This window comes from Pseudomonas sp. S3_C06 (assembly GCF_054667675.1).
This window is the reverse complement of record NZ_CP162747.1, coordinates 2,473,568-2,490,490: the sequence shown is the minus strand read 5'-3', so window position 1 is coordinate 2,490,490 and position 16,923 is coordinate 2,473,568. Positions and strand designations below refer to the sequence as shown.

8 protein-coding genes and 1 pseudogene are annotated in these 16,923 nt (G+C 58.8%); 3 read left to right on the top strand and 6 right to left on the bottom strand.

The features are described from left to right. Positions 1 to 30 precede the first annotated feature (30 nt). From AB4N44_RS10880 to AB4N44_RS10860, 5 genes and pseudogenes are all read right to left on the bottom strand, one after another. Positions 31 to 2,592: an RHS repeat domain-containing protein gene (locus AB4N44_RS10880; RefSeq protein ID WP_224790097.1), complete on the bottom strand. Its 2,562-nt coding sequence runs from the start codon at positions 2,590 to 2,592 to the stop codon at positions 31 to 33. Positions 2,593 to 2,764: 172 nt separating this feature from the next. Beyond that, positions 2,765 to 5,548: an RHS repeat-associated core domain-containing protein gene (locus AB4N44_RS10875; protein WP_460158214.1), complete on the bottom strand. Its 2,784-nt coding sequence runs from the start codon at positions 5,546 to 5,548 to the stop codon at positions 2,765 to 2,767. Then, positions 5,545 to 9,132, bottom strand: a complete 3,588-nt coding sequence (locus AB4N44_RS10870) for a toxin TcdB middle/N-terminal domain-containing protein (protein ID WP_460108954.1) — start codon at positions 9,130 to 9,132, stop codon at positions 5,545 to 5,547. Before AB4N44_RS10870 ends, AB4N44_RS10875 begins: the two co-directional genes overlap by 4 nt. Positions 9,133 to 9,311: 179 nt before the next feature. Next, a pseudogene (locus AB4N44_RS10865) lies at positions 9,312 to 10,064 on the bottom strand (SpvB/TcaC N-terminal domain-containing protein); the annotation flags it as partial. Positions 10,065 to 10,265: 201 nt separating this feature from the next. Continuing rightward, complete coding sequence (locus AB4N44_RS10860; protein WP_007916251.1) at positions 10,266 to 11,789, bottom strand: fumarate hydratase; 1,524 nt, start codon at positions 11,787 to 11,789, stop codon at positions 10,266 to 10,268. Positions 11,790 to 12,427: 638 nt separating this feature from the next. Here AB4N44_RS10860 and AB4N44_RS10855 point away from each other — a divergent pair. Genes AB4N44_RS10855 through AB4N44_RS10845 form a run of 3 tightly spaced genes read left to right on the top strand, consistent with a single transcriptional unit; the run spans position 12,428 to position 15,240 of the window. Further along, positions 12,428 to 13,534 carry a GGDEF domain-containing protein gene (locus tag AB4N44_RS10855; protein WP_127929550.1) on the top strand — a complete coding sequence of 369 codons (1,107 nt, stop codon included), beginning with the start codon at positions 12,428 to 12,430 and terminating at the stop codon, positions 13,532 to 13,534. Next, the gene (locus AB4N44_RS10850) at positions 13,527 to 14,462 is read left to right on the top strand and encodes an iron-sulfur-binding ferredoxin reductase (RefSeq protein ID WP_460108956.1); all 936 of its coding nucleotides are present in this window, start codon (positions 13,527 to 13,529) and stop codon (positions 14,460 to 14,462) included. Before AB4N44_RS10855 ends, AB4N44_RS10850 begins: the two co-directional genes overlap by 8 nt. Positions 14,463 to 14,490: 28 nt before the next feature. Then, entirely contained in the window at positions 14,491 to 15,240 is a 750-nt protein-coding gene (locus tag AB4N44_RS10845) for an enoyl-CoA hydratase-related protein (RefSeq protein ID WP_316917003.1), read from the top strand. Between the two features lie 193 nt (positions 15,241 to 15,433). On the opposite strand, the gene AB4N44_RS10840 is transcribed toward AB4N44_RS10845, so the two are convergent. Beyond that, positions 15,434 to 16,759, bottom strand: a complete 1,326-nt coding sequence (locus AB4N44_RS10840) for a delta-60 repeat domain-containing protein (RefSeq protein WP_460108958.1) — start codon at positions 16,757 to 16,759, stop codon at positions 15,434 to 15,436. Between the last annotated feature and the right edge of the window lie 164 nt (positions 16,760 to 16,923).

Below are 16,923 nucleotides of genomic sequence, written 5' to 3'. Positions count from 1 at the left end.
GTTGAGGCCAAGAGCCGTGTCGTCACCTTTTCATACGGCAGTAAAACTGGACGAGTTGGAATGAAGCACTGTTCGCAGGTTTCGAAGCGTTTTTATTCGAGTTCCGGTTTCGCGTTCAATGCGTTCAATGCGTTTAGTGGTGTCAGAGAAACTCATGGCCTTGACCTTTTCGATTAAATGTTCCGAGCCACGCTGCAGCATATTTATCGTGCCGATAATGTCGGCATCCAATGCTGTCACCTCATCCTCGGTAAGATCAATTGCGCTGGTTGCTATTTCACTCAAGAGATCGAGGGTATCCGGAATGACCTTGATGGCCGGCCCGACGTAGGGGATCTTGCCCGCCCCTGCCAGCGCCAATTCCTTGCCAGCTACGATAGCGCCCTGTTTGATCTCTTGCCGTCCTGCGGGTTTGAGCGGGTTGTAAGTAGCCAAAGACTTAATGTTAACCACGGGGCCTTGTTCTGCTTCTGTTTGCTTGATCAGCTTGTCTCCTTTCAATCGATCCGGTTGCAGGCTGATGGCGGTGTTCAAACCGGTATGTTTGCCGATTGCTTTCGTAGTTTTACTCACGGTTTTTCCGACCACGAAACCAAGTGCCCCGCCGATCAGCATTCCGAGAGGGCCGCCGGGGATTCCCAGTGTTACCCCGGCCGCGCTCAAGCCTATGCCAACCGCGTTGGATGCACCCTTTTCCGCAAGGAAAAAACCTGTTCTTTTCGCTGTTGATACTCTGCTGTTGGTCTCGGAACGATGGTTGAGTATTTGAGTGGTGACATCCCTGACCGCCAGATCGACGGCTGAAAGCAGCTCGTTATGGAAGGCCAGTTTCTTCTGCATACGCTCTCTGGGAGTGTTTCCGGTAATAAATGCCAGAACTCCTCCGTTAGACGATTGGGCTTCCTCCGTTTTGTTGCCTGTCGAATCGAAGTAAGTCACGGGGTTGTTGAGCACAAAACCGTACAGATTCAACCCATCGATATCGCCCGCCGGATCCGCACTGACCCAGCGTTGCAACCAAGGTGCGTAATAGCGTGCGCCGTAGTAATACATACCGCTGAGGTCCATCTCTTTGCCCGAATAGCGAATGAACTTGTAGCTGACTTCAATTTTCGAGGGCGCGGTCAACCACGCCGTGGCACCGAACGGGTAGTAACCTTCCTCGCTGACCAGTTGTGCCTGTTGGTCGAGTTCCATCACGCAGGAACCGAGGTGATCTTCGAGGCTGTAACGCAATTGATCGGTGTCGGTGCCTTTGGGTTTTCTCTCTGCCCAATGCAGGCAGCGGGCATTGCCGAGGGTGATGACGTGCAGTTCTTCACCGTTGTCGCGGGTGCGGATTTCCAGGCCCGGCAGGTAGCGCACCTGATGAAAGTGTTCGGCAGTGGGGGTATGAAATTCGTGGCGTTTGTACACGCGCACACCCTGACTGTAGCGGTAACACTCGGCATCATTCGGTCCGCCTTCGCGCTGGATCAGGATCACGCTTTCCAGCTCGTCGCGGGCATTCCAGAGCAGCGGTTTGCCGGGGTGCATCGCCTTTTGATTTCCGTGGCGATCGAACAGATCGTCGAACACCGGTTCCGGTGCGCCTGTTTTCCAGGGCACCCCGCGATTACTGTTCAGGTCGATGCGCATTTGCCGGGTGGAGTTGTGGCCCTCTCTGACATGGCACAGTTCGATCAGGTTGCCACCGTTATCGTATTGATAGGTCTGGGTGTAGTTGAGGCGATCGCCAGGGGTGCCCGGTTGCGGCAGGCCGGGAATGTCCGGCGGCGGGGCGTCGTCGTAACCGGTGGCGCTGGTCAGTCGGTAGAGCGAGTCGTAAGTGAAATCGCGGTGACCGTCGATCAGCTGGTTGGCGAAGTAGCGCGGCTGAAAAGTGTGGTCTTCGATGCGGGTGATGTTGCCGACAGGGTCGTAAAAATATTCGAAATCCTGCAGCACAGCGCCGCTGCCCTTGCGACTGGACTGGGTGTGCAAGCGGCCGTCGGCCAGGTCGTACGTCCACTGACTGCGCACCTGGTTGCCGGCCAGTTGTTCGATGATCTGGTCGGCGGCGTTGTACTGCGCGTCGAGCAGCACCGCGTGCCAATCGGTCTTGTCGTTGATTTGCAGGTGCGTTTGCCTGAGCTGTCCGGCCAGACCGTAGCGCAACTGTTGTCGGTGTCCGCTGGCGTCAGTCTGCTCCTGCACGAGGCCGAGGGGGCTGAAGACGCGGCGGGTGGTGAAGGCCTTGGCGTCGTGGAAGGTACGGGTTTCTTCCAATGGCTCGCCGATCAGGGCAAAGCTGGTCATGTGCAGGGTGCCGCCGGGGTCTGTCTGTTCGAGGAGCTGGCCGCGCAAGTTGTGCAGCGCATCGGCGCCAGCGTCGCCGTATATGAAGGTTTCGACGTCAGCGATGCCATTTTCTTCAACTGTCAGCCTGCGCAATTGCTCGTCGAAAGTCATGACCCAGTGATGCCAGCGCGCGTCCCAACGCTGAAGCGACTCGCCGGCCAGCCCTGGCAGCACCACACGCCAGCCGCTATCCACGTTGTCGATAAGCACCGCATTGCCATTCAACGAATAAACAGTTGCCGTGTTAGCCATGGACAAGCGCGGGTCCCGTTGCGTGATCAGACGCCCGGCTGAATCGTGTCCCTGGCAGGTCACCAGGGTGCTTGACGTGTTACCTGTCACGCTACGCAAGTACGCGACCTTGCGGACTGGCAGGCCTCGTCCGTCAATCCCTGTCAGGGAGGGCGTGCGTGCGTGCATGGTTTCAGTGACCGTTTTTAAACTTGGTGAGGAGGGGGTTCCCCGGCTTCTTTGATGCCAGATGCCGTTGTCTTGCTTTGTACAGATTGTCAGTGGTCCCCATCTCTCTGTATCGCGCAAGTCCGGCCTGAGCCTGTGCGATGTTGGCGAGCACGGCTCGGTTTTTCTGTTGCAAGCCAGCGCGCGTAATGACGGCCAGCGTTTCGCTGGAAGTATTGCCATTGACATTCGGCAGCACATTGGCAGGCGAAACACTGTCAACGCCCAATGCGTCAAAAGCTTTTTCCGCCCATGCAGACCGTTGTTCAATGGCCGCTTTCCAGTCGCTGAGCATTTTTTCGATCTTTTCAATTTTCACCGGGTCAAGCCGGTTCTTGATGTCTTGTGCTTCCTGCGCCCGACTTCCCATGTTAAGTGCGCCGGGAATGATCCCCACCACTGTTCCGAATACTCTGTTCATTAAAAATGCTGGACTGAATAACGAATTGAGTGTCGGATGCAGCACTTCGCTCTTGAAGTCTTTCCATGAGTTGATTTCCTTGACGGGGGCCTCGATCCCCAGGCTTTGATCAATCGCGCTGACGGACATCTGCGAGGTTTGCGGGATCAAAGGCCCGACTTGCAGGCCGATAGAGTTTGCCACCGGCTCAACGATGGCCCCGGCGACATCACCCCCGATGTTGCCACCGACCAACGATGAAGGTTTCAACACGTTCGGTGCCACTTCAAGTGTTGGAATCATGGTGTCAAATTGGGCACCGCCCAAAGATCCACCTTCATAGCCGACAATCCCTCTGACGATTTCTCCCCCCAGATTCACTGCCATGTTCAGTGCAACATTTTGATTGATGATGTTGTGCAGTTGCCCCAATACTTCCTCGGAGTGTCCTTCTACGGCGGAAGCAAACGCCGAATACAGCATGATCACGCTTTCTGCCCGCGTGTTCCCGTCCGGATCGATAAAACCGATCGGGTTATTCCCCACGAATGCATATAAATTCAGACCGTCCGCCTGCTCGGCGTCGGTGCTGATCCAGCGTTGCAACCACGGCGCGTAATACCGTGCGCCGTAGTAATACAGCCCGCTGACGTCCATCTCCTTGCCCGAGTAGCGAATGAACCTGTAACTCACTTCAAGCGCTGAGTGAGCGGCCATCCATGCGGTTTCGCCGAACGGGTAATAACCTTCCTGGCTGATCAGTTGCGCCTGTTGATCCAGCTCCATCACACAGGAACCAAGGTGGTCTTCAAGGCTGTAGCGCAGTTGATCAGCGTCGATGCCTTTGGGTTTTTTCGCCAGCCAATACAGGTAGCGCGCATTGCCGACGCTGATCACGTGCAGTTCTTCGCCATTGTCACGAGTGCGAATTTCCAGCCCCGGCAAGTAACGCACCTGATGGAAATGTTCGACGTTGGCGGCCAGATAGTCGTGGCGTTTGAACACCCGCATACCCTGGCTGTATTCGTAGCGTTCGGCGTCACTGTTGTGGTTCTCGCGGGCCAGCAGAATCACCTGGTGCAGTTCGTCGCGGGCGTTCCACTTCAGGGGTTTGCCCACGTGGATGGCTTGTTGATTGCCGTGGCGGTCGAACAGCTTGTCGAAGTCCGGTTCCTCGCCCTCCGTCCACAGCACTCCGCGATTGCTGTTGGGGTCGATGCGCATTTGCCGGGTGTAATTGTTGCCGGCACGCACGTGGCACAGTTCGGTCAGGTTGCCGCCGCGGTCGTACCGGTACGTCTGGGTGAAGTTGAGGCGATTGTTCGCCGGTTGCGGCAGGCCGGGAATGTCCGAGGGCGGGGCGTCGTCGTAACCCGTTGCGCTGGTCAGTCGGTAGAGCGAGTCGTAGGTGAAGTCGCGATGGCCGTCGATGAGCTGGTTGGCGAAGTAGCGCGGTTGAAATGCGTGGTCTTCGATGCGGGTGATGTTGCCGACAGGGTCGTAAAAATATTCGAAATCCTGCAGCACAGCGCCGCTGTCCTTGCGACTGGATTGGGTATGCAAGCGGCCGTCGGCCGGGTCGTACGTCCACTGACTGCGCACCTGATTGCCGGCCAGTTGTTCGATGATCTGGTCGGCGGCGTTGTACTGCGCGTCGAGCAGCACCGGGTGTGAGTGGGACTTGCTGTTGATTTGCAGGTGCGTTTGCTTGAGCTGTCCGGCCAGACCGTAGCGCAACTGTTGTCGGTGGCCGCCGGCGTCAGTCTGCTCCAGCACCACGCCGAGCGGGCTGAATCGGCGCTGGCTGGTGAACGCTTGGCCATCGGTAAAGGTGCGGGTTTCCTTCAGCGGCTGGCCGGTCAGGGCAAAGCTGTCGGTGCGCAATGAACCCGAAGATTCTTTCTGTTCCAGCAACTGGCCGCGCTGGTTATGCCCGGCGTCGGCCGATGCATCGGCATAGGTAAACCTATCGATAACTTCATCGTTTTCGGCGAGCGTCACCACCCGCAGTTGCCCATCGAAGGTCGTGCGCCAATGCGCGTGGCGCGCGTCCCAGCGTTGCAGTGGCTCACCGGCCAGCCCCGGCAAGTTGAAACGCCAGCCGGCGTCGACACTGGCAGATTTCAGCAGCGCCCCGGCCAGGCTGTGGACCGAGGTCAGAGACGGCACCGAGAGACGCGGATCCCATTGCTCGACCAACCGTCCTGCGTGGTCGTGATATTGGCGGGTAACCAGGGCAGTAGCGGTGTCATCGGCCACCGCACGCAGGTACGCCACCTGTCGCACCCGCAAACCACGCGCATCGCTGACGGCAAGCGCTGGCGTACGTCGATGCAGGTTGGCGATCATGACCGCTGTACCTTTGGCGGTGGTGGCGGCTCGGCGGTGTCATTGAAATCTTCGCTGGCGCGATACCACGGGTGGTAGGTCTCGCGGGAGAAGTCACCCTTGGCGTTGACCAGCCTGGTCTGGCGCCCCAACGCGTCGTAGAACACCTGATCAAAGTAGCCCAGCTCGCGCAGTGACTGGTCGTTGACGTAGCGGTGGATATTGGCAAAAAACGGCCGGAACTGACGCACCGGCAAGCCTTTGTTGTTGTATTCGACACGCTCGCTGATGCGCCAGCGCGGATTGGCATCGACTTGTTTGAATTGACCATCCTCGACGATCAGCGAGCCATCGTCGCTTACGGCATAGGCCATGCCCGGATCAACCCGTTGCTGGGTTTGCAGGGGCCGGCCAAAGCCATCGACGCAAGCTTTGATGATCTGGATCTGCGCATCTGTCGCAACGTCGGGGTAGCGGTCGGCACTGAGGATGACGCTGTGCACCGGTTCGCGATGCACCGTGCTGATGACCTCGTGCAGGGCTTGCTCAGCAGGTGTCAGTGCGCTGCTGCGCTGTGCGAGTCGCCGCCGTGCGCTGGCCCTGATGTGGCCGCTGGGCAAGAGATCCCTCCGAGCGATCCATTCGCGGGTTGTCCGGCTGTCATTGGTCACCTGTCCCATCCAGCTGAACAGATCCTTGCGCAAGGTGGTGGCGGCTTCCTGCACGGCTTTTCCCGGGTTGGCGATGGCCGTCTCCGGGCGCCGGTCTTCTGGAACTCTGTACTCTTCCAGCGGGCTGAAGCCGGCAGGCTGGCCGTTCTCTGTGCCGTGAAAGCTGCTGGCAATTGGCTGGCCGGAAGGCTCGTAGATCGCTTCCTGAACGTTGTCATTGGCGTCGAATATCTTTAGCGGTTGCAGCGCGTGGTAGTCGTACTCGATGCGCGTGGTACAGCCATCCGGCAGCACCACGAGCGTCACGGCCAGCGCGTGAGCGTCGTATTCGGCGCGGGTGTAGCCGTGGCTGAGGGTTTCGCGATAACGCTGTACTTTGTAGAAACCGTCGAGGCCAGCGTATTCGGCATAGCCGAAATTGGCCGACCACAGGTCGTGCTCCGTACCGCCCAATGGATTCACCCAGAACAGAAACGGCATCGGCAGATATCCGATCTTTCGCAGTTCGTCCCGCACGTTGATTGGAGGGCGCACTTCGCTGTAAGCGTCCAGCGCGGTCTTGTCCAGTTGTGCGATTTCCAGTGGGCCGGCCAGGGCTTCGAACCCGGCAACACCGTCTTCCAGTTGCTTGCCATCGGTACCCAGGTAACGCTGCACGGACTGTGTCGTCAGCACGCGTTCGGCATTCCAGTGCGCCGAATCCTCATGCGCCATCAGGTATTCATAAGACACCTGCTCTGCGTCGAGCCCTGTGGGCAAAATACCTTTTGGCAAGACCAGCGCGTTATCTCGCTGTTGATAAGGCAAACCCAGACGCCAATGCTGCAAGTCCTTGTCCAGCTCGATGAACGCTGAACGGCTTTCGTTCAGGTAGAACGATTGCTGCGCCGGGTCATGAGCGTCGAGCCACCATTGTTGTTCATCGGTATCATCGAATGGCGGCAAATCCTCTTCGGTAAGCCGCCGGGCGTAGCTCACCTTCATTGCGTGCGTCAGCTGACCGTATGCGCTCCAGCGCAGATTCAGCTCTTTGCGACACAGAGGATCATCGACAAAGCGGTCGTACTGACAGCTGATTTTTTCCACCACCAGCGGCAGTAATACAGCAGCGGCACAAGCACCTTGCGGGCGTACTTCGCGCACCTGATAACGCCATTCTTCGACCACATAAGGCGTGGCGATCCCGGGGCCGTCCACCTCTGCATCGGCATAGGTTTCACTGCGGATTACCGCGCCGGCCAGCGCCCGGGAAATCTGGTACCGGGTATCGTCATCGTGCGCCGGGATGATTTCATCAACGTCGTCGTCTGGGTGATGCCGGCTGAACAGAGTGTTGCCGAGGGGGACCGCTTGCGTGTCTTGATTGAAGTAGCCGGTGCGCGGCCGGTCCATCGATTGTCCGGTGTGAAACCAGGTATACACCCGCACCGGTTCGCTGAAGCCGACGTCATCAGCGCCGCTGGCGCTCTCACTGTCGGTTTGCTGCAAATGGCCGAAACCGCGGAACTCACGATCACGGCTGTCGTAGAAACCTTCCCGCCAGGTGAACGTCTGCGTCAGGCAATTGCCGGTGATTTCATCCAGTTGCTGTTGTTTCTTCACCACTGCTACCGGAAACGGCAAGTTGCATACCGGCAAACATTTGAGAGTGAGCAGACGGTGTTTTTCATCCAGCCATTCCTGCGCCGAACTGCGGTAGATCACGCGGGTACTGCAACCCATGTTGTTGTTACTGCTGGTCAGCAGATACGGTTTGGCCGAGACAAAATCGTAGCGCCAGTGCTGCGGCTGCATGTGCGTGAGCGTCAGGATCAGGCTGGCACAACCCAGGCCCTGCAGATCGGCAAAACTCACTTGGCTGAAACGGTCGTAACGTACGCCGTCGGGCCACGGCACGCTGATCGGCGTCTGCTCCAGGCCGTTGCCACCATGGTTCAGGTAGATATCGAAAGTGTCTGAATTCAGGTAAATCAGCGATGCGGCACCGGAGCCGTCGAGGTCGGCAAGGCGTACGCGTGACGAATCGAATTGCGCGTAGTTGAAGGGCAGTTCGCTGATCTTGCGACCTTGGCCAAAGCGGCCGTGACCGAGGTTCGGCCAGCAGCGGATTTCATCGTGGCGTATCCGGCACAGCTCGGGCATGTCGCTGCCGAGAAGATTGCCCAGCAGCACCAGTTCTGTCGGAGAGTTGCTGAATACCGGCAAGCTGTCGTCGTCGGGTTTGTGCGGCACTTCTTCAGGCGCGGCGAAACCTTGTTCGCGCTGGTTGGCATACAGCCGTACCGAATTCGGTCCGATCAAGGCCAGGCTGCTCAAGCCGTCACCGCTCAGGTCGCCAAGTGTCGAGAGTGCGGAGAAGAACTCCGGCGGGAAATGGCCGAAGGCAACAAAATCGTCAAACTGACGCTGTGCGGTGAATGTGCGAAAGCCACTGCTGCCCGGTTGCGCGCTGACCCAGTCGAGTCGGCCGTCACCGGTAAGATCGGTCAACAATTGCTGTACCGGACGGTTGCGATCGGCGACCGGAATTTTCTGCAATGCGGTCCAGGGTCCATAACCGATTTCATCGCCGCCCTTCGTCGCGCGCAGCGGTTCGCGGTAATACCAACTCTGGTCATAACGGCAAAGAAACCCCGGCACGCCTTCGCCGAAGAGATCGACGCATTGATAGAAATTGTTGTCTTCGATGCCCGGTTGCACCTCGAACTCGAAGAGTTGAAGCGGTTTTTTATTGATATCGAAGGCGGCGTAGTCGAACTCGATCGGCGGCGTGTTCTCGACAACGCCGTTGGCATCGAACGCCTGATAGTGCGCCGCGCTGATCTGGCTGTAGGTCCATTGCGCGATGTTCTGCGGTTGGTGATATTCCAGCAGCAGGCGGCGTACCAGTTTCGGTCGCTCGGTTTTTTCCTTGGAGAAGTGATGAAACAGCAACGCTTGCTGGCACAGTCTGCGCGTGCCCAGTTCAAAGCCCCGACCATGGGTTGAAAAGCGGTCGGGGCGGACTGTCCAGTGGTTCGGGGGGAGCCGTCATAGGCCGGGATATCGGTCAGCGACGTACTGCGCTCGCCGTAATCGAACAGCAGGTGGAAGTGCCAGTCCAGGTCAGTGGGATTCTCTGTTTTCCAGCTGTACAGATCGCTGCTGGCGGTGAAGTTGCCATAGCACACGCGGCACAGATAACGCTGGGCGCGGTAGTCATGTGTCGGGTCAGGATCCTGATCATCGGCCTTGTACTCAAAGCAGATATGTTCGCCACGGGCGTTCATGCTTTCGCCGATCAGCCATGCGGCGACGCGTCCAGGTGCATCGGGATCGGCGAGCCTTGTCGCTGCGGTTTTGCCGTAAATGTGCAGTGAACCATCGGCGCCATGTATCAGCCAGAACACCGGTGGATCTGCTTCTCTGGTCTGGCGCTGCCAGCGCTCACGCAAAGCAAAGTCGCCTTCGACTTGAGGCCAGTAACGCACCACTTTGTGCGGACCGATGTCGACGCCGTTGTAGCTGTTGGCATCACGTGATTTGAGTTCGCCATTTTCGTCCAGCTCCGGCATCCATACTTCGCCATCTACGCCGATGATTTCGTCGTGCTCGGTATAACGCGGCACGCCTTTGTTGGTGCGGCGGCTGATCTGACCCACGCCACTCAGATTCCACGAAAGGCCGAACGGACCGTTGCCGCTCTGACTGCTGTAGTTCAAGGAAAACTGTGGGTCCCAGCCTCGCCCGGCGGATGTTGGAATCGGCAGTTCGAACGCTGCCGCTCCGGTCGGGCCCACAGCGCCCCAGCTTTTGCCGATGGTGGCGATCGATGCGCTTTTGGCGATGGAGGGCGTGGTGATGCTCAGTTCTTGTTGCTCGGCCATGGTCGAATCCATTGCGCAGAAGGTGGGCGTGAATGGACTGACGCTAACAAGAACCGCGATTAAATGAACCTGTCAGATCTGACAGGTGCGCAAGATCATTTTGTGTGCATTGACGACGTTTTTATCGCGATCGGTTTGCACAAACAAAAACGGCCGGATCATCCAAGGGATGAACCGGCCGTTTTTATGAGGGCGAAGGGCTTACTGCACTTCTACCGCCAGGCTTTCGCTGATCTTCTGTTGCCAGATCGCAGGACCGGTGATGTGCACCGACTCACCTTTGCTGTCCACCGCAACGGTGACCGGCATGTCCTTGACCTCGAACTCGTAGATCGCTTCCATGCCCAGTTCGGCGAACGCCAGCACCTTGGACTTCTTGATCGCCTGAGCGACCAGATAAGCAGCACCGCCGACGGCCATCAAGTACACGGCTTTGTTGTCCTTGATCGCTTCGATCGCGGTCGGGCCGCGCTCGGATTTGCCGATCATGCCCAACAGGCCGGTTTGCTCAAGGATCTGACGAGTGAACTTGTCCATCCGCGTCGCGGTGGTCGGGCCCGCCGGGCCAACCACTTCGTCACCGACCGGATCAACCGGGCCGACGTAGTAGATGAAGCGACCTTTCAGATCCACCGGCAGGGTTTCACCCTTGTTCAGCATCTCGACCATGCGCTTGTGCGCAGCGTCACGACCGGTGAGCATTTTGCCGTTGAGCAGGACGGTTTCGCCCGGCTTCCAGCTCTGCACGTCTTCCGGGGTCAGGGTGTCGAGGTTGACGCGACGGGCCGACGGGCCGGCTTCCCAGACGATTTCCGGGTAGGCGTCCAGCGGTGGCGCTTCCAGCGAGGCCGGGCCGGAACCGTCGAGCACGAAGTGTGCGTGACGGGTGGCGGCGCAGTTCGGGATCATGCACACCGGCAGCGAGGCGGCGTGGGTCGGGTAGTCCATGATCTTCACGTCGAGCACGGTGGTCAGGCCACCGAGACCCTGGGCGCCGATGCCCAACTGGTTGACCTTCTCGAACAGCTCCAGACGCATTTCTTCGATGCGGTTCTGTGGGCCACGGGCCTTCAGCTCGTGAATGTCGATGGATTCCATCAACACTTCCTTGGCCATGACCGCAGCTTTCTCGGCGGTGCCGCCGATGCCGATGCCGAGCATACCCGGTGGGCACCAGCCGGCGCCCATGGTCGGAACGGTCTTCAGTACCCAGTCGACGATCGAGTCGGACGGGTTGAGCATGGCCATTTTCGACTTGTTCTCGGAGCCGCCGCCCTTGGCCGCCACGTCCACTTCCACGGTGTTGCCCGGGACGATGGAGTAGTGAATCACGGCAGGGGTGTTGTCCTTGGTGTTTTTGCGAGCGCCCGCCGGGTCGGCGAGGATCGAGGCACGCAGGACGTTTTCCGGCAGGTTGTAGGCGCGACGTACGCCTTCGTTGATCATGTCGTCCAGGCCCATGGTGGCGCCATCCCAACGCACGTCCATGCCGACGCGCACGAACACGGTAACGATACCGGTGTCCTGGCAGATCGGGCGGTGGCCGGTGGCGCACATGCGCGAGTTGATCAGGATCTGCGCCATCGAGTCACGGGCCGCTGGCGATTCTTCGCGCAGGTAGGCTTCGTGCATCGCCTGGATGAAATCCACGGGGTGGTAATAGGAAATGAACTGCAGGGCGTCGGCAACGCTCTGAATCAGGTCGTCTTGCTTGATCACGGTCATGAGTCGCGCTCCTCTAAAAGACGGGAACATTTTAATAGGGCAGCTTTGAGCTTCTAGCTTCGAGCGGCAAGTTGGAGCAGTACGCGGACTGTTCGAGCTTGCGGCTTGGAGCTTGCAACTTGAAGCTGGCCCTTTGGGCCGGGCACGCCGGGGCTGCTGGCGCGACGCTAAAAAGGCGCGGCAGTATACCGCGCCTCGATGGGGCGTACACGCGCCGGCAGTCATTCGTTGGTCGCATGGGTGGGCGAATATCGGCCAGCGGGTTTGCACTTCAAGAGCTACTCCCTCACCCCAGCCCTCTCCCCCAAGGGGGGCGAGGGGGAAAGGGAGCCGATTTTCGTGGTATTCAAAAACTCGGTTCGGCTGAGGAAAAGGGAGCTGATTTGTGCCGTTTGCAAACCAGAGTTCGACGTGATGCTTCAGGTCGGTGTAGCTCGGAAAAACAACTCGGTCAGTCCCCTCTCCCTCCGGGAGAGGGCTAGGGTGAGGGGCTTTTGACGGTATACGCAGGCCACACTTTTGACGTCAATTTTCGAGCCCGAAAATCGGTGGTCATTTATCGACTGGGCCTCTAAAGTGGCAGCCGGTCTGTAGAGTAGGACACTCGGTCAGCCTCTTATCGCACGGTGAGTCAACGATTGACCCATAACGCCATTCAACGTCTTTTGCTCAAACGCTTTGCCCTCGCTGCGGCCACCTATGGATTGGCTTTGCTGCTGCTGTGGCTGGCGTTTTTCACGGGGCATTACGAGCAGTCCCTGACTTCTGTCGCCGTTGGCAGTGCGCTGGTCGTCATCAGCCAGTCGGCGCTGTTCGCGCTGTTCTGGAGCGGGCGCAACCTGCGCTTTGCCGATCCCAGCCTGACCGAAGTGCAGGTGCTGCTCGGCCTCGGCTGGCAGACCTGGCTGATCGCCCATCTGGGTGAAGCCCGCGGTGCCTTTCTGGTGTTCTACGTGCTGATCCTGCTGTTCGGCCTGTTCCACCTCAGCCGACGGGCTTTCGTGCGTTGCGCACTGCTGGTGTTCTTCAGTTTCTGCGCAATCACGCTGTGGGACGGCTACCACTTCCGCTTGCGCGAACCGGCGCTCGCAGCCTTGCAGGTGTGCATTCTGGCGATGGTGCTGGCGTGGCTGGTGCTTTACGCGCGTTTCGTCCAGGTTTCTCGACAACGCCAGCGTCAACGCCGGTTTGCCTTGCAGGCGCATCAGGACACCCTGCGCGGGATGATGCGGCAGCTCGAAGATCTGGTCGCCACCGATGAGTTGACCGGGTTGTTCAATCGTCGGCATTTTCTGCGTCTGGCCACGCGAGAGCTGAACGAAATGGACGACGATATCGTGCATGGTCTGGCGCTGATCGACCTCGACCACTTCAAACGCATCAACGACCTGCACGGCCATGCGGCGGGCGATCAGGTGCTGCAGGCCTTCGCCGGCGTCGCACAGGCATGCCTGCGCGACGGCGATGTGCTGGCGCGTTATGGTGGTGAGGAATTCGTCGTGCTGCTGCCCGATTGCGACGCCGAACGGCTGACCGCGTGCTGCGAGCGTCTGCGCATCGCCTTCACCGACGTTGAACTGGTGGGTCTGAATGTGCGCAACCTCAGCCTGTCGGCCGGCATGACCCTGCTGGCGTTGGGCGATGATCTGGACGACGCCTTGCAGCGCGCCGATCAGGCGCTGTATCGGGCCAAGCGTGACGGGCGCAATCGGTGTGCGGCCGCGTGGGAGAACGTCGATGCCTGAACTTCGCGTCGGTGAGCGACAATGGTCAGTGGCAGCGGGCAGCAATCTGCTTGATGCCCTCAATCAGAATGGCGTGGCCGTGCCTTACAGCTGCCGCGCCGGCAGTTGCCATGCCTGTCTGGTGCAATGCGTGCAAGGCTTGCCCGCCGACAATCGCCCGGACGCCTTGAGCGCCGAACAGCGTCAGCAAGGCTGGCGTCTGGCCTGTCAGTGTCAGGTTGTCGAAGACTTGCAGGTGCACACTTTCGACCCGATCACCGACGGTCGCCCGGCAGTGGTCGAGGCGCTGGACTGGCTCAGCGACAGCGTCCTGCGTTTGCGTCTGACCCCGCAGCGGCCCTTGCGCTACAGCGCCGGGCAACATCTGGTGTTGTGGATCGATCACATCGCCCGGCCATATTCGCTGGCGAGCCTGCCGGAAGAAGACCGTTTTCTCGAATTCCACCTCGATTGCCGCCAGCCCGGCGAGTTCAGCGACGCCGCGCGGCGCTTGCAGATCGGCGACTCTATCCGCCTCGGTGAACTGCGCGGCGGCGCCTTGCATTACGACCCCGACTGGCACAACCGGCCGCTGTGGCTGCTGGCTGCCGGCACCGGTCTAGGCCCGTTGTTCGGCGTGTTGCGTGAAGCCCTGCGCCAGGATCACCAAGGCGCGATCCGCATCATTCACGTGGCCCATGACGATCACGAGCACTATCTGGCCAAACCCCTTGCCGCACTGGCCGCGCAGCGCGAAAACCTCAGCGTCGAGTTGTGGACGGCGGCCGAGTCAGCCGCCGCTTTGGCGCAACTGCGCCTTGTTTCCCGGCAAACCCTGGCCTTAGTCTGCGGCTCGACGGCCAGTGTCGACGCTTTCGCAAGGCGTCTGTACCTAGCCGGACTGCCGCGCAATCAACTGCTGGCCGACGTATTTTTGAGCCGTGGTTGAGCGCTGAATTTCCGACGCGAGACACGCCATGACCGAAGCCATTCTGCTGGAACGCGAACGCGGTTTACTGACCCTGCGGCTTAATCGCCCGGACAAGAAAAACGCCCTGACCCGCGCCATGTACAGCCGCCTCGCCGAGGCGCTGAAGCAAGCCGATGGCGATCCTGAGATCAACGCCGTACTGATCACCGGCAGCGCCGAATGCTTCACCGCCGGCAACGACATTGCCGACTTCGTCCAGCAACCGCCGAGCGACCTCGACAGCCCGGTCTTTCACTTCATGCTCAATCTGCTCGAATGCCGCAAACCGGTGATCGCCGCTGTGGCCGGCGCGGCGGTGGGCATTGGCACCACGTTGTTGCTGCATTGCGATCTCGTCTACGTGGCCCGCGATTCGCGATTGCGCATGCCGTTCGTCAATCTTGGTTTGTGCCCGGAGTTCGGTTCGAGCCTGATCCTCCCGCGTTTGCTCGGGCAGGCCAAAGCGGCGGAGCTTCTGTTACTGGGCGAAGGCTTTACCGGTGAACAAGCCGCGGCCTGGGGCATTGCTACGGAGGCGTTGGGCAGCGGCGATGCAGCGTTGCGCAAGGCGCGGGAAGTGGCGTTGCGTTTCGACGAACTGCCGGCTGAGGCAGTGCGTATCAGCAAGCAATTGATGAAGGCGCCGGATCGCGAGTTGATTCGTAAGGTGATCGAGGAGGAGGGCGCATTGTTCACTCAAAGACTGCGCTCGCCGGAAGCGTTGGCGGCGTTGACCGGGTTTATCAAACGGCATTGATAGGTTCGCTGACTGGATTGACGCCATCGCGAGCAGGCTCACTCCTACAGGGGAACGCATTTCAACTGTAGGAGTGAGCCTGCTCGCGATGGCGTCGGATCAGTCGACACATCTCCTGGATCAGAAAACAAAAAAGCCCCGGTACTCACGTATCGGGGCTTCGGTTTTTTAGCGATCAGTCATGGGGTTGCTGTCACCCGATCAGTCCACGGGCAACGCAATACTCACGCCTTCCTGCAACAATGACGTGGCCGAGAAACGTCACTTTGTCCTCGGTGAAACTGGCTGCATCCCGAAACGCTTGGCCAATGGGGAACATCCGCCAACCCTTGCCGTTCGCGTATGAAGTGTCGAGAGTGCCGTCATCGATGAATCTGGCGACAACATAGCTGGGTGTATCGGATGTCCGTACTAGCCCGAAAACCAGAATTTTTCCATCGGGCTTGATTGACGCGCAATGCCAGATGGTTTGGTATCCGTCCAGTTTGGTCTGCGACGGCTCGCCACCGTTGAACTGGATATTTTTGCTGCCGTCTGCTTCTCGGCTGATCAGCAAACCCGCCACGTCGACACCATAAGTCCTCCCCACGGCAAGAAGGCGCCGGTTGGTTTGCGCGACAAGTTTTTCGATGAGGAAATCCAAGTGATTTTGGTCTGGCGTTACTAGTCGATAACCATGGTCGGCGAATGAGGTGGCGATCTCCCCCGCGTGAGTCAAGCGAGTCAGTAAGGCCGAGACAGAGTTCAGGTCATCATTGTGAACGTGACCTGCCAGTACATAAGAGCCGTCCTGTTTGGCTAACAAATCATTCAACGCTGTGTGGGCAAAATCCGGGTGGGAAATGTGCACGATTCCCTTCTTGCCGAAACTGTCATCCAGAACCCCAGTGGCCGATAGGCGAATAACTGCGGTAGTCGTTTTTTCGAAGCCCCAACCCACCGGTTCATGTAGAAGTATCCGGCCATCTTGCAACACAGTCGAACGGGGATTTTCACCCTGTGTTTGCGCAGCAAACCTGGAAGGCTCGCGTGACTTGCGCAGTAGCTTGCTCTCGTCCTCAAGTTCAATGATGACTTTGCCTTGTTTGCCAAATTCCGGATCCAGGCTGCCGTCGGCATTCAGGCGTACAAGTGCCTTGGACTTTTTCAAGCTACCGTCAAAGAAAATGCCAATCAGGAGCAGCTTTCCATCGTCCAGTGTCACTATTTCGTGAGCGTGCGAATGCGTCATTCCGCCCGTGTCATCATCAAACCGGCCGGTGACGTAACCCGCAGCGCCGAATGATTCATCGAGGTTGCCTCGGGCGTCCAGTTTTACGCAGCAATAGTCAGAACGTCGGGTCGAGCGAAGAACATCTCCGGTGATGTAAGTGGTGCCCAGTTCATCGACGAATAGTCCCCGCATGCTGAATTCCTGATCTTGTGGATCAGGTGTTTTCAAAAAGACCTTGCCATTGTCGCCGAATGCGGGATCCAGTTCGCCTTGTGAAATGCTTGTCTGTGTCTGCTGTAAGTTCATTTATGCATCCTCCCTGACCACGCAATGTGTCCAGTTCTTCGTGAGTGGGTTACGCACCTCAACGTTAACGAGGAAAAAATCACCGGCCTACTGACACAACTGACAGTCAAACCAATCCAATAGGCATAAAAAAGCCCCGCTGTTATAACAGCGGGGCTTTGTTT